This window comes from Chloroflexota bacterium (assembly GCA_034717495.1).
Taxonomy (GTDB): Bacteria; Chloroflexota; Anaerolineae; order JAAEKA01; family JAAEKA01; genus JAYELL01.
The window spans coordinates 1-23,471 of the sequence record JAYELL010000093.1 but is presented as its reverse complement, the minus strand read 5'-3'; the positions used below and the strand labels follow the sequence as shown (position 1 = coordinate 23,471).

14 protein-coding genes and 3 tRNA genes are annotated in these 23,471 nt (G+C 59.0%); 12 read left to right on the top strand and 5 right to left on the bottom strand.

What is annotated here, in order from left to right; translation table 11 throughout:
• The 4 genes from U9R25_16800 to U9R25_16785 form a co-directional block, all read right to left on the bottom strand.
• Positions 1–2,728 (bottom strand): lamin tail domain-containing protein (locus U9R25_16800; protein MEA3337557.1); only part of this gene is annotated, 2,728 nt, incomplete at its 3' end.
• Positions 2,729–2,941: 213 nt separating this feature from the next.
• Positions 2,942–4,132, bottom strand: a complete 1,191-nt coding sequence (locus U9R25_16795; protein MEA3337556.1) for a hypothetical protein — start codon at positions 4,130–4,132, stop codon at positions 2,942–2,944.
• A 66-nt stretch (positions 4,133–4,198) separates the two neighbouring features.
• A complete protein-coding gene (murA, locus tag U9R25_16790) occupies positions 4,199–5,482 on the bottom strand; it encodes a UDP-N-acetylglucosamine 1-carboxyvinyltransferase (protein MEA3337555.1) in 1,284 nt (427 codons plus the stop codon).
• 138 nt (positions 5,483–5,620) lie between these two features.
• Positions 5,621–6,427: an SAM-dependent chlorinase/fluorinase gene (locus U9R25_16785; protein ID MEA3337554.1), complete on the bottom strand. Its 807-nt coding sequence runs from the start codon at positions 6,425–6,427 to the stop codon at positions 5,621–5,623.
• Positions 6,428–6,823: 396 nt separating this feature from the next.
• Between U9R25_16785 and U9R25_16780 the strand changes: the two genes are divergently transcribed.
• From U9R25_16780 to U9R25_16750, 7 genes are all read left to right on the top strand, one after another.
• Positions 6,824–7,852, top strand: a complete 1,029-nt coding sequence (locus tag U9R25_16780; GenBank protein MEA3337553.1) for a hypothetical protein — start codon at positions 6,824–6,826, stop codon at positions 7,850–7,852.
• Positions 7,853–7,927: 75 nt separating this feature from the next.
• The gene (gene gyrB / locus U9R25_16775; GenBank protein MEA3337552.1) at positions 7,928–9,859 is read left to right on the top strand and encodes a DNA topoisomerase (ATP-hydrolyzing) subunit B; all 1,932 of its coding nucleotides are present in this window, start codon (positions 7,928–7,930) and stop codon (positions 9,857–9,859) included.
• Between the two features lie 441 nt (positions 9,860–10,300).
• Positions 10,301–14,743, top strand: a complete 4,443-nt coding sequence (locus tag U9R25_16770; GenBank protein ID MEA3337551.1) for an IPT/TIG domain-containing protein — start codon at positions 10,301–10,303, stop codon at positions 14,741–14,743.
• A gap of 21 nt (positions 14,744–14,764) precedes the next feature.
• Positions 14,765–15,457, top strand: coding sequence for a uracil-DNA glycosylase (locus U9R25_16765; protein MEA3337550.1), 693 nt, complete (start codon positions 14,765–14,767; stop codon positions 15,455–15,457).
• Between the two features lie 91 nt (positions 15,458–15,548).
• Complete coding sequence (gene meaB / locus U9R25_16760; protein ID MEA3337549.1) at positions 15,549–16,553, top strand: methylmalonyl Co-A mutase-associated GTPase MeaB; 1,005 nt, start codon at positions 15,549–15,551, stop codon at positions 16,551–16,553.
• Positions 16,554–17,009: 456 nt separating this feature from the next.
• Complete coding sequence (locus tag U9R25_16755; protein ID MEA3337548.1) at positions 17,010–17,960, top strand: ribose-phosphate pyrophosphokinase; 951 nt, start codon at positions 17,010–17,012, stop codon at positions 17,958–17,960.
• Positions 17,957–18,919 carry a polysaccharide deacetylase family protein gene (locus U9R25_16750; GenBank protein MEA3337547.1) on the top strand — a complete coding sequence of 321 codons (963 nt, stop codon included), beginning with the start codon at positions 17,957–17,959 and terminating at the stop codon, positions 18,917–18,919. Before U9R25_16755 ends, U9R25_16750 begins: the two co-directional genes overlap by 4 nt.
• Positions 18,920–19,021: 102 nt before the next feature.
• Here U9R25_16750 and U9R25_16745 read toward each other — a convergent pair whose 3' ends face one another.
• On the bottom strand, positions 19,022–21,721 hold the full coding sequence (locus tag U9R25_16745; protein ID MEA3337546.1) for a S8 family serine peptidase: 2,700 nt from the start codon (positions 21,719–21,721) through the stop codon (positions 19,022–19,024).
• 247 nt (positions 21,722–21,968) lie between these two features.
• Between U9R25_16745 and U9R25_16740 the strand changes: the two genes are divergently transcribed.
• The 5 genes from U9R25_16740 to U9R25_16720 all read left to right on the top strand — a co-directional run.
• The gene (locus U9R25_16740) at positions 21,969–22,781 is read left to right on the top strand and encodes a hypothetical protein (protein MEA3337545.1); all 813 of its coding nucleotides are present in this window, start codon (positions 21,969–21,971) and stop codon (positions 22,779–22,781) included.
• A 123-nt stretch (positions 22,782–22,904) separates the two neighbouring features.
• Positions 22,905–22,977, top strand: a tRNA-Thr gene (locus U9R25_16735).
• A 44-nt stretch (positions 22,978–23,021) separates the two neighbouring features.
• Positions 23,022–23,103 (top strand) — tRNA-Tyr (locus U9R25_16730).
• A gap of 53 nt (positions 23,104–23,156) precedes the next feature.
• Positions 23,157–23,229, top strand: a tRNA-Thr gene (locus U9R25_16725).
• A 115-nt stretch (positions 23,230–23,344) separates the two neighbouring features.
• On the top strand, positions 23,345–23,471 hold a 127-nt coding region (locus U9R25_16720; GenBank protein ID MEA3337544.1), incomplete at its 3' end, for a GTP-binding protein.

The window sequence follows — 23,471 nt, the reverse complement described above, 5'->3', positions numbered from 1 at the left end:
CGCCCCCGTTGTACAGCTCGATGTATTCATCCCCCTGATCACTCTCACCGTCGCCGTTCCAGTCTGTGGCTGGGTCCGGCATGTACTCGTTGAGAAACACCATCACGGAGCCTGGATCGACGGTCGGATATGGGGTCGCAGTGGCCAGCGGAGTCGACGTGGGCGAGGGGCTCCCTGTTGGGCTTGCAGATGGCGTGTGAGTCGGTGAAGGTGTGAGGGTCGCCGTAGGGATTGGCGTGAGCGTGACGGGCGGTGGGATATTGCTGCCACCCGGCGATGGCTGATAGTGCCGGGTCCACTCGTCTCCACCATCGACCCTCTTGCTGTAGGCCTCGTCGTCCCGACTGGTAGTGTATTCGGTCGCCTCGACCTCCCTGCCGTCGGGCTGTAACAGACGCACCCAGTCCCCCGTGTTGTTCAGTGCCAGCCGCGTATCGCTGCGGAAAAAGAGCAGATAGCCCCCCGGCGTTATCACCGTGCCAGGGGAAATCACGTAGGGAGAGCTGCCCTGCGGTGCCATGAGTCGCCCCTCGACCATGCCATCCTCGACGTCATCCAGAATCCAGCCACCCAGGTGTACTGCCTCTTCGCCCCCGTTGTACAGCTCGATGTATTCATCCCCCTGATCACTCTCACCGTCGCCGTTCCAGTCTGTGGCTGGGTCCGGCATGTACTCGTTGAGAAACACCATCACGGAGCCTGGATCGACGGTCGGGTATGGGGTCGCAGTGGCCAGCGGAGTCGACGTGGGCGAGGGCGTGAAGGAGGGACCGGGCGTTGGCGACACCGATGGGCTTGCTGTCGCCGTCTGTGTAGCGGTCGGGCTGGGTGATGGTGTCACGCCAGCGCCATTGACACCGCCCGGCGACGGCGGGTAGCCATCGGTCCACTGTTCGCCACCTTCGACAGTCTTGGCCCAGGCAACGTCGTAACCGGTGGAGCCATAGGAGAATGCCTCTACCTCATATTGCCCTGGACCAAGCAAGCGAACGGTATCTCCGCTGTTATTCAGTGCCACACGACTGCTGCTTCGATAGATCACCAGATAGCTTTGCGGCAGAATCAGTGTGCCAGGTGGTATCAAATAAGGGGCACTACCTGTCGGTAATCGGACTGGGCTATCATCCACGTCATCCAGAAACCAGCCACCGACATCCATGGTCTGGTCGGAGTCGTTGTAAAGTTCAACCCACTCGTCTTCGGCGCTGGCGGACCCATCACCGTCCCAATCGGAAGATGGCGAGGGAAGAAACTCGTTGAGAGACACCGGCGGCTGGATCTGGGAGGGCGGCAGGAAGATTTCGCCAAAATTGACGTTGTCATGGAACTGGCCGGCAACCAGCGTCACTGTCAGTTGATCCGGCGTGGAACTGATGGAATGAACTGGCTGTGCTTGCCAGACTGTATAGTCGTCAGGCGGCAGGTTGTGCCAGCCATACCAGCCCGTTGGCCCCGTGAGCTTGCTCCGGCCATCGCTGAGGATGACCAACACATTGGCGATTCCCGTTTCCCCGTGCCATGGCTCGTAAACGCCATCCTCATCAGAATCTTCGAACACCCAACCTGCCAGCGTTGCCGTCGTCGGTGTTGCGGTCGGCGTGGCAGTGGGTGGCGGCTGGTTGGAGGAACCGGGCGAAGGAGGATAGGTACGGACCCATTCGCCGCCGCCGTCGACCGTCTTGCTGTAGGCTTCGTCGTCCCGGCCATTCGTATACGGAAATTCCTCCACCAGAAGGCCGTCTGGCCGGAGAAGACGCACCGAGTCGCCGCCACTGTTGTTGAGCGCCAGATTGCTCTCGCTACGAAAGGCAAGCAAAAATCCTCTTGCCGGTATCCATGAGCCGGCAGGCAGAACGTATGGAGAAGAACCTCCCTCTGCTCGATCATCTAACTGCCAACCGGAAACATCCAGCGGCAGCGCGCTACCGTTGAAGAGCTCAATGTACTCGTCCTGCTCGTCGGCAGTTCCATCGTCGTTCCAGTCGGAGTCGGGATTGGGCATGAACTCGTTGAGGGTCAGTTGATCGGAGTAGGGTGTGGAGGTCGGCTCGGGTGTTGGCGTGTTTGTGGGTGCAGGCGTCTCTGTCGGGGTATGCGTTGGCAGAGGCGTTGCGGTAGGCAAAGGAGGTCCCGGCGGTGAGTTCGAGGATGCCGGCGTGCCATTGATCGGATTGCCATCCTCGTCGTGCCCATTTCGCACCAAACCGTTGTTGCTGTGCCAGTTCCCGTCGGCGTCCGGCTGCAGAGGATTGCTGCGCTCCATGGCACGAAATCCAGGATGGCCCGTCCCCGCAGGCCAGAATCCACCATCGCCGTTGGCGGTGTCAACCTGGATTCCATTGGCGTTGCGAAGACTCAATATCTCCCCGGCATCACCCAGCGTCCCCTGGAAGACCTGGTCGGCAGGTATATCCGCCACCGGACTGTCATCGCCGCTTTCCATAAGAAAAAAGCCGTGGGGCGCTATGGTACCAACCAGCGCAATGTCCGGCTGTCCGTCAGCTGCCACCAGCCGCCAACCTGTGATATCCAGCGACTGGTCGCCGGCATTGTGTAATTCAATCCACTCATGATGGCCACTGGCGCCAGTACCGCTCCAGGCCACCTCATTGATGACGACGGAATCTGTTACTGGCTGAAAGTCTTGGGCCGACGGTGTGCCCAAGAGACGACCTGCCAGCAACATGATGACCGGCAGCAAGCGATAGGATAGTCTGTCCCCCAACATAGTTGTCCCCCTTATGCTGAATGTGCGGGGCCGCGCCAGCGTTGTCGCGCAGCCACTCCCCATTTGTCCCTCTCACGGAACGTCCAACTACGCCCGTGGTTACGCCCAGGTCTTATTCCCCCTTGTGTCCTCCAGAATACTTTTATATCCCCCTTTCAACACTTGATGAATCACACTGGATGCAACGCACACCGGTGTCCAGATACGTTATCCCTATTTTCCCTCTTTTGGCAGATCTCTCAGGGTCGTTTCCAGCGACGACAGCCAACGCTGGGCCTCTTCCAGCCGGTGAGCACCATAGTGTTCCTGGAGCCGCCACAGCTGCCGGACCAGGTTCCTGGTGGCGTTGATCTCCTTGCTCAATGGCGCAAACTGAACTGCCAGATCCCGGTTGACCTTGTCCTGCTCACCCCAGCGATGGTCCCAGGCCAACAGTTGTTTCTGCCAGCGCTTTTCGTCCTCTCCAGTGAAGTCGTCGAGCTCCTTGCGCTGACGTTCTTCAGCCAGACGCTGCAGCTCTCCAACCTGATGTTGCTCCCGGCGAATGCTCTCCTCAAAACCGTGCAAGCCAGCGAGCACTCGTTTGCTTTCCTCAATCTGCAGACCGAAATCCTGAAGCTGCTTCTGCTGGCGGGTAATTACCTCGCGTTGCTCATCGAACTCCTCCTGCCAGCGAACCAACTGGCGATCCCGCTCGACATCCGTGAGCTTCTGAGCCTCGACAAAGGTATCCACTTCCTCGCGCAGCTGCCCTGGAACCGGCTGCACAGCGACCACAGCCCGGTCGACGCGCTGGATATCCGCCTCCAGAATCTGGAGCTTGCTGCCCGAAGATTCGGTGCGCTTAAACAGTTCGACGTTCTCCTGCTGCAACTGGGCAATGCGTTTGTTGTTTTGCGTTCGCTGTTCCATCAAAAAGGGCAGACTGCGGGTACGCTCATCGATTTGCTTGTCGATGCCATTGACCTGTTGACGCAGCCCCAACACCAGCTCACTGATGCGCTGATCCTCAGCCTTGCGCTGGTCCAATTCTTCCTCAATTCGATTCAGGCGCGGCAACTCCTTGCGCACCTCACTGATGCTTCGGGAGAAGGTTTCCCGGTCGACGGCACGACCGCGCTCAACCTGTCTTTGGTCCTGCAATCGCTGCTCGTCGACACGCCCCAGCATCAAGACCACTTCGTTCTTGAGTTGCTGCAGCGCTTGCTCTATCTGAGAGAATTTGACCAGTTGTGCCTGCGTGCTGGCCAACTGACCTTCCAGTTCCTGGACACGACGCGCCTGTTCGACAATCTCGGTTGTCTGGTTTTCAATCCGTTGCTGGAGTTTGCCGATCTCCCCACGGTCATGGCGATGCTCTTCATCCAACCAGGTGACCATCTGGGTCAATTGATCTGCGTCCATGCCTGCTCCTCTTGATTCAAGTTAAGATGCAGCATTATAACATGGTTTGTGGCGAGAAGCAACGGTTCAGAGGCTGTGCCGCTCCAAAGACGCGCCTAGGCCCTTCAGTTTCTCCTCCAGATTCTCGTACCCACGATCGATCTGATTGATGTTACCGATTTCGCTGACACCCTCGGCGCAGAGGGCAGCGATCACCAGGGCCATACCTGCCCGGATATCCGGGCTGACAACAGTGCTACCGCGCAATGTCGAGGGTCCCACCACCACAGCTCGATGGGGATCGCAAAGTATGATCTGGGCGCCCATGGTGATCAACTTGTCAGTGAAGTACAATCTACTCTCGAACATCTTGTCATGGATCAACACGGTCCCGCGCGCCTGGGTTGCCAGCACCAGAGCAATGCTCAGCACATCGGCCGGAAAGGCAGGCCAGGGGGAATTTTCGATCTTGGGTACCGCGCCGCCGACATCTGGCTGGATCGTCAGCTCCTGTTTGTCCTCGATAACCAGGGTATCCTCCTCATAGTGCATGGCAACGCCGAGTCGCTCCCGGAAGATCATGTCCATCATGCGCGTATGCTGGCGATTCACGCCGCGGATGCGGAGTTCTCCATCGGTCACGGCGCCCAGGCCGATGAAACTGCCCACCTCGATATGATCGGGGCAGATGCTGAATTCAACGCCGTGCAACCGGTCTACCCCTTCGATATGCAGAATATTGCTGCCAATGCCGCTGATCTTTCCCCCCATCTCGTTGATGCACAGGCACAGGTCCTGCACGTGCGGTTCAGAGGCGGCGTTACGGATGATTGAAGTTCCCCGCGCCAGGGCCGCAGCCATGATTGCATTTTCGGTAGCGGTCACGCTGGTTTCATCCAGCAACACATCTGCTCCTGAAAGCCCGTTGGCCACCAGGGTGAAATCTCCGTTATGCTCCGCCTGAGCCCCCATGGCTTCCAGGGCCAACAGATGGGTGTCGATGCGCCGCCGTCCGATCTTGTCGCCGCCGGGGAGAGGCAACTGAATCTGGCCGGCTCGCGCCAACATCGGCCCGATGAGCGTAATCGAGCCGCGTATACGCCGAAACAGCTCGGGATTGGGCGCGGCATGGCGCAGGTCGCGGGCGGTCAATGTGATACTCTGGTCGCCATTTCGGGTGATCTGTACACCCAATTCGCTGAGCAGGACCAGCAGGGTTTCAATATCCCCAATCCTGGGCACATTGTGAAGGATAACCGGCTCGTCAGTAAGCAGACAGGCTGCAATCAGCGGCAGGGCTGCATTCTTGTTGCCGCTGGGAATAACCTCACCGTTGAGAGGGTGTCCACCTTCGATGATGAATTGCTCCATTGCTAAGACCTCCTCAGGGTTCTAATTTTCAATTGCTGAATTTTCGATTTTCGGTTGTCAACGCTGGCACCTGCCCGCGCCAGCGGGCGATGCATGAGCTGGTAAAGATGTTGCCGAGGGCAATTGATAGGGTGGCCTTCAGGACCTGCCCATTGCACGGGGCCTCAGTTCAATAGGTTCACCGGCGCCGACGTCAAGATGGCGAGCTGCACTGCCGTCGCGCACGGCCACCTCCAACAGCCCGCCGCTGCCAACCAGGGACAGCAACGCTGCCCGGCCGACTGCCGCGTAGGTTGCGTCAGGACCGACCAGGGTCTTCCCGGCAATATGAATGGTCCATTGGCTATCCCCCAGCCAATCCCCGGGAATGTTGCTGATCAGGTTACCGAAGTGGTCGCTGTAGATAATCGCTCCTTTTATTGCGCCGTCCAGCAGGCGCCTGGGTTTTGACACGGGAAACCGGACAAGATCGCCAATCGGTGTTCCCAGGTCTGTGAAGGATACACCAGCGGCCAGGTGGGCCCCGACCGGAGCGAAGATATCCCGCCCATGGAAGGTCTGACTCACCTCCGGCAACCAATAGTCGTGTCTGTCCAGCTGTATCGCAGAAACGGTGTTGCTGCCCGCTTGCCCCTCCGCCGCCAGGGGGTAGGAGAAAACACCGTTGTCCGGACCAACCAGAACCCCAGCCGGGATCCTGATTGCAATGGGGCGACGGGTGCTGCCGACCCCAGGGTCCACCACGACAATATGGATCGTGCCGCGCGGGAAATAGGGAATAACGCTTTGAACGACGTATGCTGCCTGACGCACATTTTGTGCAGCGATCTCGTGGGTGATATCCACAAGACGAGTCGAAGGCGCGATCCCCAGGATCACCCCCTTCATCATGGCAACATAGCTATCTACAACCCCGAAATCGGTTGTCAGCGTAATGATGGTCAACAAACGCTCCACACGAAAAGGTTGGCAGAACACCGATTATCTAACGCCCAACGGTGTCTCCGGACATTCGTCAGGACGGATCTCCATGAATCGATTGTACCGCGAGGACCCATCAACGTCAAGAGCTCCCACCTGACGCTTTGCAGTCGCCCGCCGCACGGTTTTTTGACGCAGCACCGCGATCGTAGAACATGCGTTATAAATCCAGGCAAAATAGGTGTTGGTTTCTGGTCGACTTATGCAAACTATGATATAATGTAGCATGTTCTAATTGACGCTCAGCGTTGGCTTCAGGCGGCATCGATGTGACTTGTCTGCCAGGTGTGTGGGTAGGCCAGCAGGTGTCGCTTGCTTGTTGCCCGGCAGCGTTTTCGAACTGAGCATTGGGAGATCCCTTTGGGACTTATCGACACCATTACAAGTGGCTTCAGGCTGGTCCAGCGGCGACCCTGGCTGATGATCCTGCCGATCGTTATCGACCTCTGGTTCTGGCTGGGCCCCCATTTGTCGGTAACGGGATTGATCAACAGCACGATCTCGTTGCTTTCACCGGCCGCCTTGCCGCCAGAGATGGCCGGCATGATGGTGCCATATCATGAAATGCTGGCAGAAGTGGGCCAGAGATTTGACCTGTGGTGGTTGCTGGACAACGAGCTGACATGGTTCAACCTGTTGCTGCCAGGGCTGGTCGATCCCGCCCGGCTGGGCAGCAGGGCCGGCAGTGATCTTTCCTCAGCCAACGTTCTATTGCTTGCCCCGCTGCTGCTTATCCTGGGTGTGGGACTGGGTAGCGCTTTCCTGACAACGATCGTTTCCCAGCTGGAGGCGATCAGCCGCGAGTCTCGCGAGTCGGACGAAGCCGATACCGGCGACGAGGTCCCGGCGACGACATTGGCTTTCTGGTTGAAGCGAGGCTTGCGTACCTGGGGTTTGCTCGTAGTCTATGGCCTGATTCTCCTTTTGCTGGCCGTGGCCTTCCTGGTTTTTTTATCCCTGGGACTGACAGTCGTCCTGCTGATCATGCCAGGAATCTCGGCTGCCGTGAGCGCGTTGCTGGTTTTGCTGGTAGGATCGGCCTTTTTCTGGGTCTATCTCATGCTCTATTTCGTGGCAGCGGCGTTGGTAACGGATGGCGTAGGGCTGCCCCAGGCTCTGTGGCAAAGCATTATTGTCGTTTCAAAAGACCTGTGGAGTACCCTGGGATTGGTGGTGCTTGTCAGTGTAATTTTGCTGGGTTTTGGCTTTATCTGGCAACGACTGGCTGTTTTCAGTCCCATAGGTGTGCTGATTGGAATCGCGGGCAATGCCCTTTTGCTTACCGGGTTGACGGCCGCCCGGCTTATCTTCTACCAGGACCGCTATGCCCAATGGCAGGAAACCCTGGCCGCGCAGGAGGCGACCGTGGTCCCACCTGCCAAGACCTGACAAGAGAGCGAATAACCCTTGATTACAACCCAGGATCCTTGCTGATTGTTCCGAACTGATTTGAGGAGAAAACCCATGGCCACCAACAACAAAAGTCAACAGCCTGCCCACTATGATGCCACAGATATCACGGTCCTGGAAGGATTAGAGGCTGTTCGCCGTCGTCCAGGCATGTATATCGGTGGCACCGACATCAAGGCCCTTCACCACATGGTTTACGAGGTGGTGGATAACGCCATTGACGAAGCCATGGCCGGCGCCTGCGACGAAATCATCGTCACGATTCATCCCGACGATATCATCAGCATCGCTGACGACGGCCGAGGGATCCCCGTCGGCATTCACGAACATACCGGGTCATCGGCCCTTACCGTTGTCATGACCAAGCTACACGCCGGTGGTAAATTCGGCGGTGGCGGCTACAAGGTCTCCGGCGGTCTCCATGGTGTCGGTGTTTCGGCGGTGAACGCCCTGTCCGAGTGGATGGAGGTAGAGGTTCGACGCGATGGCAAGGTTTTCCGCCAACGGTTCGAACGGGGCGTTCCCAAGACCGGCGTCGACGTAGTCGGCAAGATGAAAAGAGGGCAGACCACAGGAACGACGGTAACATTCCTGCGTGATCCTGAGATCTTCGAGGTGCTTGAGTATCGCTACGATACCCTGTTGCAGCGCTTCCGCGAAATGGCATTTCTCACGCGGGGAATCACACTGATCTTTAACGACCTGCGGGGCGAGGAACAGCGCAGCGCCACGTTCTATTTCGAAGGTGGTGTGCAAAGTTTCGTTCGTTACCTCAACAAGAACCGCGGCACACTCCACTCCCCCATCTATGTGGAGCGCGAGCTTGAAGGTGTGCTGATTGAAGCTGCTCTGCAGTACACCGACGGCTACAACGAGTCGACCTACACCTTCGCCAACACCATCAACACGCCGGACGGCGGGACTCACCTGACCGGCCTGCGGGCTGCCCTGACCCGCAGCATCAACGACTATGCCCGCAAGCAGGGTCTGCTCAAGGACAACGAGCCCTCCTTCTCTGCTGAGGACACCCGCGAGGGCCTGACAGCCATCGTCAGTGTCAAGCTGCCCGACCCCCAATTCGAAAGCCAGACCAAGGTCAAGCTTCTGAATGCCGAGATCAAGAGCTATGTGCAATCAGCGGTGGGCGAGACCCTGGGAGAATGGCTGGAGCAGAATCCTCGAGACGCCAAACGCATCATCGATAAGTGCCAGACCAGCAGTCGGGCCCGGGCGGCCATGCGCAAAGCGCGCGACCTGGTTATCCGCAAGAGTGCTCTGGAAAGCGCGACCCTGCCCGGTAAGCTGGCCGACTGCTCCGAGCGCAACCGCGACCGGTCAGAGCTCTACATCGTCGAGGGTGACAGCGCCGGCGGCAGCGCCAAGCAAGGCCGGGACCGCCGCTTTCAGGCCATCCTGCCCCTGCGCGGAAAGATCCTCAACGTCGAGAAGGCCCGCCTGGACAAGGCGTTGGCCAACAAGGAAATCCAGGCGCTGATCACTGCTTTGGGCACTGGCATTGGCGACCAGTTCAACACAGATAACCTTCGTTATGGCAAGGTTACGATCATGACCGATGCCGACGTGGATGGCTCCCATATCCGCACCCTGTTGCTTACTTTCTTCTTCCGCTATATGGAACCCCTGATCACCGAGGGACATCTGTATATCGCCCAACCACCCCTTTATCTGATCAAGGTGGGCAAACAGAAGCATTACGTCTATACCGAGGATGAGAAGGAAAAAGCGTTGAAGCGCATGGACGGCAAGAAGGTTGACCTGCAGCGCTACAAGGGTCTGGGCGAGATGAATCCCGATCAGCTGTGGGAAACCACCATGAATCCCGAACACCGCACGCTACTGCAGGTCACTATCGAGGACGCGGCAGCCGCGGACCGGACCTTTGACATGCTGATGGGCAGCGCTGTGCCACCGCGCAAGCGCTTCATCCAGACCCACGCCAAGCAGGTGCGCAACCTGGATGTTTAACCTACGTTGCGCAGAGTGCCGGGCCAGCGCCCGTCCTCGCCCAACGATTCAACCCGGCGTGCGGTTTCTCGATCGATGAGAGCCGCACGCTTTTTCAATCTCCCGGCTGCAACCGACGAACCTCCACCTGCTCCTTCCATCACAAATCCCACTCAATATGATCTGCATCATGTCCCGCAGGTATCCCCGCGTGATACACTGTAAAGGCCAGCCAGGCTTCTGGCTACTGGTTGTCACCTTTTTTCTCCATTATCTATCGTCACTTCCGCGCTCGGGTGCGTGCTTGCCCGATAGTCCAGATCGATCTTCTTGCAGGTGAGCCACCCTGCCATCTTTCGCTAGCCTTCGTTCGAACAAAAAACCTGCTTCGGAATCCATGAGTATCTGGCATTACCGCTGAGCCTGCCCCCAGGCACCGCAAATAAAAAGGGAGGTTTCCCAATGGCTCCTACCTGGAGACGACCCTCGACCCAGTACTTTGCCTGGTATTGGGCTCTACTCGTTGTCCTCACTCTTTTCCTTGCTGCCCTTGCCCTGCCATCGGTCGCCCACGCCGGGGATGATGTTCCACTCCAGGAGCGATCGCCCGACCTGGCCGAGATCGTCGTCGCCGACGACGACGTAACAGACTTCTTCCTGTTAAATGGCACGATCTTTTATGCTCGCTGCTACGGCGATGTCGGCTCCTTCACCTCCGAACTCAAACGCCAGCTGGCGGACGGCACGGTCGAATCGTTATGGACCCAGTCCGACTGCTATCGCTTCCGCCAGCTGCAGGCCGATCCCACCGCGGTGTACTACAATGACGAGCCAGCACAAAAGATCCGGCGTCGCATGGTGCAGTCTCCTTCGGTGGTCTTCGATCTGGCCAGCTATGTGTCGGGCACCGCGCCCACCGCTATGGCCCTCGCCGACGGCTACGTGTACTGGACCACCGTGGACGACGCAGTGCGCCGTGTATCTATCTACGGCGGCACGGTGCAGGATGTTATGTACCCTACTACCGGGGAGCCCACCTCCATATCGGTGGACGACTATTTCATCTGGTTTGGCACCACCTCCGGTGTCTATCGCATCGACCGCGGCTGTTCCGTTCCCTGCACACCCCACCAGGAGCGGACCGGATGGACCAAGGAGATCTACGGCGCCAGCACCGGTACCGGCCTCTTTGATCGGGCGGTGTTCTGGGTGAGATATGACGTCTTGGGTGATCCTGACCAGGTAGAATCGTGGGACGGCAATATCCCCGGCTCGGGCTCCAGCAGCATCCAGCACACTATCCACCGCATCGCCACCCTGGGCAGCATCGATGCCGTCATCGCCACCGACGACCACGTCTGGTGGCTGGAGCGGGACGGCACCAGCGGCGCAGGGCAGTTGCGCCGAATCGGGCGCGGCGTCGCCGAAAATCCTTCAGGCGGCCCCTACTCAGAACGCATGGATGCCAACGTGCTGCCCCAGGACGACTGGTTCCCCAGCCGCCTGCAGCTCTACAATGAATATCTCTATTACCGCTCCAACGGCGTCAGCCGCCTGCACCAGGATAGCCCGCCGCTGATATGGAACTTCAACATCCAGTACATCGAGGTAACCTCGGGCCAGCAAAACCTGACAGACCCCGAACCCCATAAGATCGCCAACAAACGCACTTTCGTCCGCGTTTACGGCCAACAGCTGGTAGGCGACGACATCGCCTATCCCGAAGCCATCCTGGAAGGAACCCGCGACGGGGTGCCCATGGAGGGCTCGCCGCTACAGGCCATCGTTTCACCCAGCCTGCTGCAGACCGGCACCCCCTTCGACCGGGCGGACATCGACACCACCTGGCTCTTCGAACTGCCGCCCGAGTGGACGGTGGAGGATGAGATCCGGCTGGAGGCCACCATCGATCCCCGCAGAATGTACGATGATAACCTGACCGGCGCAGTCATGGACCAGTACGCATCCTTTTACGAACAGGTGCCCATCTGCCTGGTGGCCGTCCGGGTTAGGCAGCATGGACCATATGGCAGGCACACCGACCCGGAATATGTGCACCTGACCTCCCAAATGCTGGACATGTCGCCCACCGACGAGTTGGGCCTCTACCACAAGAGCGGCTACATCGAGGAGGGGGTCTGGCCCTTCAATCACAGCGCCTACGATCTGCCCCAGGACAAAAAAGCGATCCTGCAGAACCTCTACTGGCACAACATCTGGTCTGACGATCCCGACGGCTGCGACGGCGACTCCGGCGAAGGGACTTCCCACTACGTGGGCCTGATCCACCATACGACCAGCACCGGCACCGCCATCGGCCGGGCCTATGTTCCGGGGGATGAGCTATGGGTCAAGTTCCCGGCCACCGCAGGCACCACCCAGGGCTGGCCTGTGCAGCAGCGCTCGGCCGTACTGGCCCACGAGACCTACCACAACTACGGCAGAAAGCATGTCAACTGCGGCGGCGGCCTGTCAGGCCCCGATCCCAACTACCCGGGCGATAATTGCCAGCTCCTGCCGGCCGACTATTGGGGATTCGAGCCCAGGACCCAGACACCCATCTCCCCCACCATGGGGTCCGATGTGATGACCTATTCGGGGCCGCAGTGGATTAGCCGCTATACCTGGCTCGCCATGTTCAACCAGTTATATCCCACCAGGGAACCGGTGGAGGCTCAGACCATGGGACCAGAGAGCAGCCTGGTCCTGGTCACTGGAGAGATCAACCTACTGACTCCATCACGGAGCCGTCTCAACCATGCATGGGTCATGGAGACAAGCAGGCTGGGCAATTCCATGCAACGCAAGTGGGTCGAGATCGCATCGCCGGCGGTTGAACCGGAAACCGTCCATCTGGTGGACTACACGGTCCAGTTCCTCGACTCCCGCAATGTGGTGCTGGCGACCCATCCGGTGATCCCTGTGGCCACCGACGAGCCAACCGATCCCATGGCACCGGTGCACTTCGGCCTCACCGCCCCCAGACCGTCGGGCGCGGTGGCCAAGATAAGGCTACGGGCCAACAGCACCCAGTTGGACGAGCTGGTGGTGGGACGCAACGCCCCCGTCTTGCGCATGCTGGCGCCAACCACTTCCATCACCGTGGACGATCTGCTCACCGTGCGATGGGAGAGCTACGATCCCGACGGCGATATCCCCCACTTCATGGTGCAGTATCGGGCCACCCCCAGCAGCCCCTGGCAGGCGCTGTCGACCGATCTCATCGGGAAATCAACGGTTGCGCAATACGAGGTCAACATCGATAGCACATTGCTGCCCGGCAGCACCACCGACAACGCAGTGGTGCAGGTGGTGGCCAGTGATGGTTTCAACACGTCGACGGTGTTATCTCACCGATTCAGGGTGTTGCGGAGGGCCCCGGAGGCTGTGATCGTCTGGCCGCCGGCTGACTACTGGCTGGAAGCGGGCAAGATGATCACCCTGGAGGGCTGGGGCACCGACGCGGAGGATGGCTGGCTGGACGACAGCCGGCTCAACTGGTACCTGGACGGCTCTTCCCTGGGAACCGGCGACAGTAAGCAGGTCAGCGGCCTGGCGCCGGGCAGCCACCTGGTGCAATTGACGGCCAGCGACTCAGACGGCCAGCACCAGACGGCCTCGAGGACCTTCCACGTCTCTCCGTTGGCCATCGCCCGCGGCAGCGCCAGGCTGGATGGTCGCTGCAACGACGCGACCTACGCCGGCAGCAGCCTGATCATGCTGCAACCCTACGACGATGGCTCCCAGGCGCGGGTGGTGTTTGCCCGCGATGACGAGCATCTCTGGGCCTGCTTCAGCGGACTTAAAAACCAGGGGCCAAGTTCGCCCGGTTCGTACGCGGGCATTCGGCTGGACGGCAACCTCAGCCAGGATCCGCTGGCCCAACCCAGCGACTACGGCTTTTACGTCGGCCAGGATGGCCTGCCCTTCACCCGGCAGGGAAATGGCTCGGGCGGGTTTGGTGACGACACGCCTGTCTATGTGGACCAGTCCCTGGCCGCCTTCACTCGATCCAACCACGGCGGTTCCACCTGGAACGCCGAACTGCGTATCGGATCGGCATTCTCCGGCGTGTCCGACCACATGGGCATCATGTTGGGCCACTACTGGGTCGACGCCCAGGGGGACGACTACAACTGGCCCTACAGCGCTGTCTGGAACGCGCCCAACACCTGGGCCGAGGGCTTCTTCGACTCTGTGCCCAAGATCACTGCGCTGTCTCCTATGTCAGCTACCCTACCCACCACCACAGGGATATTGCTGGAAGTACATGGTGAAAATTTCAAGTCTAGCGACGATGTGCTGTGGGACGGAAGCAGCGTGTCCACTTTGTATTCCGATCCACAACTGCTCATGGGGATCATTCCAACCGGCCTGCAAACCGCCGGAGAGCACACGGTAACGGTGCAGCGGCTCAGCGGCAACATCGTCTCCAACCCGCTGCAGTTCACCGTCTACAACCCGGTGCTGACCATCAACGGACCCTACCCTGACGAGATCCTCCAGGGTACCAGCGGTGCGGAGTTTCAGGTCTTTGCCGACGGCGTTTCCTCTGGCGCCCAGCTCTTCCTGGACGGCCAGCCGCTGACGACCCTTTACCAGGGCCTGGGCTGGATGAAGGGCTATCTCACCGACGAGCAGGTGCGACTGCCTGGCCCCAGGAAGGTCACGCTGCGCAACGCCTCGCCGGTGGCCCAGATGTCCAATGGGCTGACCCTGACGATCACATCCTGCGGCCTGGTAGGTGATTTCGACCACGACATGGAGATCACGGTGGCCGACCTCATCAGCATCGCCGATCGCTGGGGAGAGTCCGCTCCTCCCTATGATCTGGACGACGACGGCGAAGTGACGGTCAAGGATATCATGATGGTGGCAGGGACCTTCGGCGATACCTGTCCATGACCTTCGTAGAGACGTTGCATCATGATGTGGGCCAACCAACATCATGGGCGTGGCGCATGCAACGTCTCTACCAGGTACAATCACCACATGCTGCCTCTGTTCGCCCAATATGACGATCTACCCCAACTGCGCGCGGCCTGCCTGGCCTGCACCAACTGCCCCCTACACCAGACGCGCGACCGAGTGGTTTTCGGCGCGGGCCATCCCCAGGCCTCCCTGATGCTCATCGGGCAAGGTCCCAGCCAGACCGACGACCGCACCGGCCGGCCCTATTCCGGCCCTGCCGGGGACTACCTGGACAAGGCGCTGGCCCAGGCTGACCTCACGAGAGATTCCATCTGGATTACCAACGTCACCAAATGTCTGGCTTCCAAAACCGGTAAGGATGGCAGACCTGAGCTGCGGCCACCGCGCAAGGCAGAAATGGCCGCCTGTCGGCCCTGGCTGGAGGAGGAACTGATCCTGATCCAGCCGGCAGCCATCGTCGCCATCGGGGGTCCGGCGGCCCAGGCTCTGATCGATGCAAAGTTCAACTTGACGGAGCAGCGGGGCAGGTGGTACGATGGCCCCGGCGGTATTCCGACTCTGGCTATCTACCAACCAACCTACCTGGTCCGGCTCAGCAAGTGGGATCGAAAAAAAGCGGTTAGCGGGTGGCGTGAGCTTGTCGCTGACATGCGTTCGGCCGCTCAGAGGGTAATCGATGCACAGTAACCAGTGATCCCTGTCCAGATACCCTGAATAGCGTCGAAGGCATGGCTCTCCTTTTAGCGTTGACTGACTAGCGATCACTGATCACCGACCCATGACCCTGACCGACAACCTTTTGGCCGGCAATCGGCGAGCCCTTGCCCGCACCATCACACTGGTTGAGAACAACGGCGCTGAGGCGCACGAAGCCCTGGCGACGCTCTATCCCCACACGGGTCAGGCCCACATCGTGGGAGTGACGGGCGCGCCTGGCACAGGCAAGTCAACCCTGGTCAATGGCCTGGCGAGGGCCTATCGGGGACATGATCAACAGGTTGGCATTGTTGCGGTGGATCCCACCAGCCCATTCACGGGGGGCGCCTTGCTGGGAGACCGGGTGCGGATGCGCGATCTGAGCGGCGATCCGGGCATCTTTATTCGTTCTATGGCAACCCGCGGCAGCCTGGGCGGTCTGGCCCGCGCCACGGCGAACGTTATCATGCTGCTGGATGCCGCCGGTTTCGAGCGCATCATCGTCGAGACGGTAGGGGTCGGTCAGGCTGAGGTCGAGATTGCCAGCATTGCCCACACGACGGTGGTCGTGGAAGCCCCGGGACTGGGGGATGAGGTGCAAGCGATCAAGGCAGGCATTCTGGAAATCGCCGACCTGCTGGTGGTCAATAAGGCCGACCGCGAAGGGGTGGATAAGGCGGTCCTGGCGTTGCAGATGATGCTTGGCATAGGTGCAGCCCGACCGGCAGGGGGAGTGGTTGTGCATCATGGGCAGGCAATGTCCGTGGATCAACCACCTGTCTATGGAGAGGGATGGGTACCCCCCATTCTGAAAACCATCGCCCCCAGGCATGAAGGCATCACCGAACTCATGGCAGGCATCGAGGATCACCGGGAGTTCCTGCACAGCACGGAAGAGTTCCAGCGCCGCGAGGAAAACCGGGCCCGAAGTATTATTTTCCAGATCCTCCAGTCCGCCGTTCTGGAGCAACTGAGAATCACAAAGTCTGAGCAGGAGCTGCAGCAATTGATCCAGGCTGTTACCCGGCGCCAGATCGACCCCTATCGCGCCGCCGAGCGGTTATTGCCATCGGTTCTGAGGAGCTGATTCACTGGTGGCGACCCCATCGGTTTCTTCGGATAAATGGCTTCAGCGAGGATAGAACGGGAAAACAACCTCGTTAATCCAGTATCTCTTATCACTCCTTTTGCGCAGGCTCACAGGGCTCGCCTTGATTGATGTTTGGACTCTTGAGATAGATGAGTGCCTCAGGTTGATGTTGAAGGGGGAAATGGATTGTCGTCTGGAATTGCAAGATCAGGCCGCAGCAATTACAATGGAGATCAGGAGAGCTGACTTCAAAGCGCGGGAGCAGGAAAGAATAGGGTTACAGCAGTGACAACTCTTCAGAAACTGCCAATTCAGGAAAACGAGGCCAACGGTAGCCACACCCAGAGCTCAACCACCGTCGAGTCCCTTGGGCCACCAGAGCCAACACAGCCGAAATCACCTCCCGTTGTCGCTCCTGTCACGTCCACCACGATCTTCAGGGCGCATGGTGATATGGCGATCTATAGTGGGACTGCTCATCGCCGCCTGGCGCAGGGTGTCTCCGATTATGTTGATATCCCTCTGGGTGGGCGGGACGTTTTTCAATTTTCCAACACCAATACCTTCTGTCGTCTCCACGAGAGCGTGCGGGGCAAGGATGTCTTCCTGATCCAGCCCACATGCCCGCCGGTCAACGAGAATCTGATGGAACTATTGATCTTCCTCGACACCCTGTGCCGCGATTCGGCCGGGCGTATCACAGCAATAGTCCCCTACTACGGATATGGCCGGACCGACAAAAAAGACCAGCCAAGAGTGCCCATTACGGCCCGCCTGGTGGCAGATCTGATCACTGTGGCGGGCGCCGATCGTTTCCTGACTCTGGACCTGCACGCCGGTCAGATTCAGGGATTCTTCACCATTCCCACCGACGAACTGCCCACGGTCGACCTCTTCATCCGTTATTTCAAGAAGATGAAATGGACGCCCGATGACATGGCAGTGGTATCTCCGGACATCGGTGGGGTTGGGCGGGCCCGGGACTTCGCGGAGCGACTGGCCCTGCCCCTGGCAATCATCGAAAAACGCCGGACCCGGAAAGACGGCAAAAAAACCAAGATGTTCAACGTAATCGGCGATGTTGCCGGTAAAAACGTTTTGATCGTGGATGACGAAATCGATACAGCCGGCACCCTGTGCAAGGCCGCTCGCTTCCTGCGGGAAGCAGGAGCGCGCAAGTTGTATGCCTCGGCGACCCATGCGATCCTCTCGAAGCCGGCAGCCAAGCGTATCGAGAAGACAGGCTTCACGCAGATTGTGGTGACCGACACGGTGCCGATTGAAGAAAAGAAGCGAAGGCGAATTGGCAACAAGTTGAAGGTGTTAAGCGTGGCACCGCTGCTGGGCGATGTTATCCTACGCATCCACGAAGGACGCTCAGTGGGAGAACTTTTCGACGAATGAGGTTAGAAAAACTAATGATTCCGAATGGCAGAATACGAACTGTTACCCTGTTAATTGGCTTGCTGATCCTCTTGCTGGCGCTGGCGGCATGTGGCGGCGATGAGCCCGAAAGCAAGACCGTCGCTCAGGTGGAAGTGGCAGCACCCACCGACATTCCCGCGCCCACCGATACCCCCACCACAGTGCCAACGGCAACACCTACCGATACACCTGTACCGACCGATACACCCTCGCCCGAACCGACTGCGACGCCAACGGCTTCGCCCACGCCGCTACCGACCGATACACCTTCGCCTGAGCCGGCCGGCGACCGGCCGGCGGCCAGCCCCGACCTGGTCTATATGGGCAACCCGAGCGCACCAGACGGCCGGCCACAGGTCAACATCAGCTTTGATGTTCAGGGGGACCCGCAAATGCTCTACAAGGTCCTGGACATCCTGGACGAATTCGATTACAGAACTACCTTCTTCCTGCAGGGAGAATGGGTGTCCTGGTACCCCGAGGCGACCCAGAAGATTGCGGCACGCGGCCATGAACTGGCAAACCATTCCTGGACTCACGCAGCTTTTAATTCCCTCGGCGCCGAGGAGGTGACCAAGGAACTGGAGGATACCGAAGAACTGGTGATGGAACTGACGGGCCAGACAACCCGACCCTTCTTCCGGCCACCCTACGGTTCCCGTAGCGAGCTTAGCGTGAAAACGGCCTATGACCTGGGCTGGACCACCGTCATCTGGACTTATGGTGCCGACGAGTGGCGGGATGGGGCGACTGCCCAGACGATCTACGACAATGTCTACGGCAACGCGGCGCCAGGAGCCCTCTATTACACGCATTCTGATCGCCAGATTATCCTGGATGCCCTGCCCCGGGTCCTGCAATCCTTTCAGGATGCCGGCTACGCCCTGGTGTCCCTCGGGGAGATCCTTGCCGATAGCAGCGAAGGTGAGGCGATGTAGCGGCACCAGTGACCGACCACACAAAAAACACCGCCATGCTGGCGGTGTTTTTTTATCTGACTTATGGGACGGAGTCAAGGCTGTCTTTTTGCACCAGGATGATTACTGCCCGCACGACTGGGGCGGTTGCCCGAACACCGGGGTAAAACGAACCGCCCGTCCATTGGTAAGGTGGGCTGAGTTATCCCGGGAATAGACCACAGCCCGGTTACCTGTCTCGTTCTCTACGCCCACTGTCGTGTGATCGGGCCAGCTCACCTTCTGGTATTGCAGGGTGATCTCCGCTGTTGCGTATTCCAGAATCACCTGGAAGGTCTCGGGATGCCCGGTTGACCAGTGTTCCACCTCGTCGTATTGGATCACCATCCTGTTGCCGGTATCCAGCACGTAGATTCTGTTGTTGTACGTGGTACTGTACTGTTCCCGCGCCCGGGGGTTTAGGTCCTCGCCCAGGGCGTAAATGGCGTTGTTGGGCTGGCCTTCGAAGGGAATGACACCCTGATAACGGAGTGCAGGAACACCAAAGTTGACGATCCCGTTGGATAACACATACACAATGCCGTACTCTTGCCCATAAAACCGGAATGAACGCCCCTGCGGCAGGCTGATCTCAGCACGGTCGTCATCACGTAAACTGTAAGCCGTACCCCCGGAAGCTTCGATCCAGTTATAGGCCACCGATCCATCGCGGCTGTCCTCCATGCGGTAGTCCCAGGCCGGCTGCAGCGCAACCGCTAGCGTTTCAGGACCATCTACCACCATAGTGATCGTTTGCGGCTCGTAGCCAAGAGCCTCAACCAGCAGCCGGTGACTCCCTTCGGGCAGCATCAGATTGAAAGCACCGCTGCAGTCGGTCATCACCGGTGGCAAAGGGCTATCAAGAACGGTAACCGTAGCCTCCAAGCCGTGAGCATCGTCGGGTTGTCGACGGCCAGAACTGGCGCTGCGGGCAATCCCTCGCCCGTCGCCGCCGCTGAGAATCGCTGGAACGTACATCTTGAAGGGAAGCTCCGACCAGACCACACCCTGCACGGAAAACTGTGGGCTCCGCCGAAGGACAATGGTCACCGAGGAATAAGTATTCACCATGACAAAGGCAGAATCGGACTCATATCCGAAGCGTTCGGCGGAAACTGTGGCCAGGCCTGGCGCCACAATGAACTGATATTCACCGTTCACAGCTTGCCCGTCGAGCGCCACCTGGCCCAGGCCGGAAATGCTTCTTGCCAGGCTGACCATCGCATCATCCAGACTGTGTCCCTGCTCGTCGGTAACCCGTACGGTCAGGCTGCCATCGCCTCTGCCCGCAAGCTCGAGGGCCCGCAGCACATCCAGACGCCCCCAACCGGCCGTGTTGTTGGGATGCTGGTTGCCGCTATCCACCCCGCCGCAGACCTGCCCGGCATGGATCACTGGCTCGGCGGTCTTGCGCAGCAACTCGGCGGTGTGATCCACCTTGCCGATCAATGCTTGATTGGCCTGCCAGAGCAGGGCGACGGCTCCTGCCACATGGGGAGCAGCCATGGAAGTTCCGCTAAGGGCGTGGTAATCCGTAGATCCAGGCCAGGAAGACACGATAGAATCACCGGGCGCCACCACGTCCGGGCCGATCGAACCGGTAAAAGGATTAGGGCCCCGGGAAGATAGAGGATACATAGTATCCATATTGCCACTGATACCAGTCCCACCAACACTGAACACGCCAGGATTGTCCCCGGGCGATGCCAGCGTCGCGCAGCCATCTTCGCCGAAATTGCCCGCCGAGACCGATACAAAGATACCGGCCGCCTTGATGGTTGCCATAGCCTGGGCAAAGATTGTGCTGCCGCCGGTCCCGCCCCAGGAATTCTGCAACACATGGGGACGCTTAGCGGGATCCGCGCCGCTGCCATCCCTTCGGGTCGGCGCCACAAACCACTGGAGGGCTTCCAGCAGAGTGTCGTTATCGGGACAACAGCCATAGGCAGACATCCAGCGGGCGCCCGGCGCAACGCCGATCTGATGGGAACCATCTTGCTCCCGCCCGACCAGGATACCGGTCACATGGGTACCGTGGTAGGGTCGCAGATCGCCCGGGGTAACGGTAGAAGTAACGGGCAGGGGTTGGGGAAACCCGGTGTCCCAGTAGGGATCGTACCAATTGTAATCGTGGACGGGTGGTCCATTGCCGTTGCTGCCCCGGTACTGCCGGATCAGGGCGGGATGGTCGTACTCGACACCGGTATCGAGGACACCCACAACGATACCCTCGCCGTCGTAGCCCAGATCCCAGACATCGTCAGCGTTGATCTGCTGCAAGTTCCACGGGATTTGATCCGGTTCCCTTTCGAAACCCGGCGCATCCTCAACCGCTGGCAGTTCAAGTTTCATCGGTGGAAGGATATGCGCCACCCCCGGCTGCCGGGCCAGTGCCTCGACCGCGTACCGGTCCCCCTCCACCCAGAGCGTATTGACGATCCAGAAACGTTGCCACTGATCAATGTGCCCAGTGCTGCGCTCCCGGGTCAAGACCTGTGCCAGTTCGCTTTGTGAGCTATCCGCAGTGGTCTGCAACTGACCCTGGACCCACCGTCCCTTTGCCTGCCAGTCGTCGATCTGATCGGCAAAGCTCAGATCGGCCTGATCCTTCATCAGAACGAAAAAGCCGACGGTCCCATCCGAAGCCTCTTCCAGGCTCGCCAACACTGCCGGATGCACCGGCGATGCCTGAGTCACGGCGGGCCCGGAGGCGAGCAGCAAAATGGACGCCATAAGCCCTGAGGCTATGAGCATCACCATGAGTATCAAAACCGTTCGCTTCATCGATCCAATCCCTTTACCTGGCCGCAAAGGATCCTGTCCACCTCGTGCACCCCAGTTGCTGAAATGTGTCACTTTGAGCCGGCGACAGTTGACCGCTTCGATAAAAGCTGTCAATGCCCGGAAGACGAAGATGACCAGATTCTACAACCACTGGTGCGAATTGGGAAATCCGGTTATTGCTGCTTTTCTTGCGCCGGTGTATACTGGGACCCACGCCTGACGTTTTGAAAAGGATAGTGACCCAACTATGACAACAGAAGTTTCTTCGTCCGCTGCGAAGGACCAGAAACCAACATCACCCGGTATTCGGGATACGGCCAGGCTAATTGGCGGCCTGCGCGACAGCCTGTCATATCATGAACAGGTTGAAAACAGAGTTTTGCCTCCCCTATTGGCCTACCTGGGCACCTGGCAATCGGTGCGGCTGTCACGCACCCATGCTGATTTTCTGAAGAACCCCGAAACCAGCAAGGCCTGCCGCTTCTTCCTGAGCGATGTTTACGCGCCCCTGGATTTCGCCCAGCGGGATTATGATGGGCAGCGCATCTTCGATTTCATGAATCGATTCCTTCCGGAAGCCACGCTGGTCCCGTTGGCATTGGCCCTGGAAGTAAATGCTCTGTCCCAACAACTGGACCAGGAATTGGCCGAAGCGTTGACAACACACCTGGGTGTGACTGATCATTTTGAGACCTGGCAATATGAAGAGGCCTACCGGTTATGCAACAATTACGATGACCGGGTTCGACAGATCGATCTGGTGACGGAGGTGGGCAAACATCTGGATCGAGTTGGACGACTTCCGTTGGTCGGTTCCACCTTGCGGGTAGCGAAGGGTCCCGCCCAGCGATTGGGCTGGATCGAGATGCAAAACTTTCTGGAACGGGGCCTTGATGCCTGGAAATCGTTGCGCCAACCTGATGAATTTCTGGATACCATCGAGCAGCGCGAGCGAGCTATTCTGAATCGAATCTATGGTCTGCCTGGTGGCGCGCCGCCCGATAACCCCTACCTGGTCACCGATGGTGGGCCCCCTGAGATTGAAATTCCCACCGCTTGACTCGCCCCGATATTTGACAAAATCGGGAGCAGTAAGTATACTGCCACTTCGCTGTCAGGCAAGCGCCATCGTCTGGCAATGGTTTGGATGCACATCGGATTTGTGCTATAATCGATCTGTTAAGCCGACGTAGCTCAATCGGCAGAGCATCCGCCTTGTAAGCGGACGGTTGCCGGTTCAAATCCGGCCGTCGGCTCCTGAGCGACGGCTGGTTGCTCTTTTTTAATTGAAAAATTCTGCGGGCAGGTACCCAAGCGGCCAAAGGGAGCTGACTGTAAATCAGCTGGCTACGCCTTCGGTGGTTCGAATCCGCCCCTGCCCACCTTGTAATCGATGGCGCCAGTGTACCGTCTGTTGTCAACAAGCAGGCAACTTGCCCACGTAGCTCAGTCGGTAGAGCACATTCTTGGTAAGAATGAGGTCATCGGTTCAAATCCGATCGTGGGCTCTCGTAAGAAGTGTTTTCTTCAGGAAAAGCTATAGGAAGTTGGTGCGCACAAAGGCCGCCCTCCAGTTTTGGGCGGCCCAATCGCGACTTACCAGCGCAGGAGGAATAATCTAGCATGTCCAAAGAGGTATTCCAGCGGACGAAGCCACATGTGAACGTTGGTACCATTGGTCACATTGACCACGGCAAGACGACCTTGACGGCAGCCATCACCAAGACACTCGCTCTGAAGGGGTGGGCTG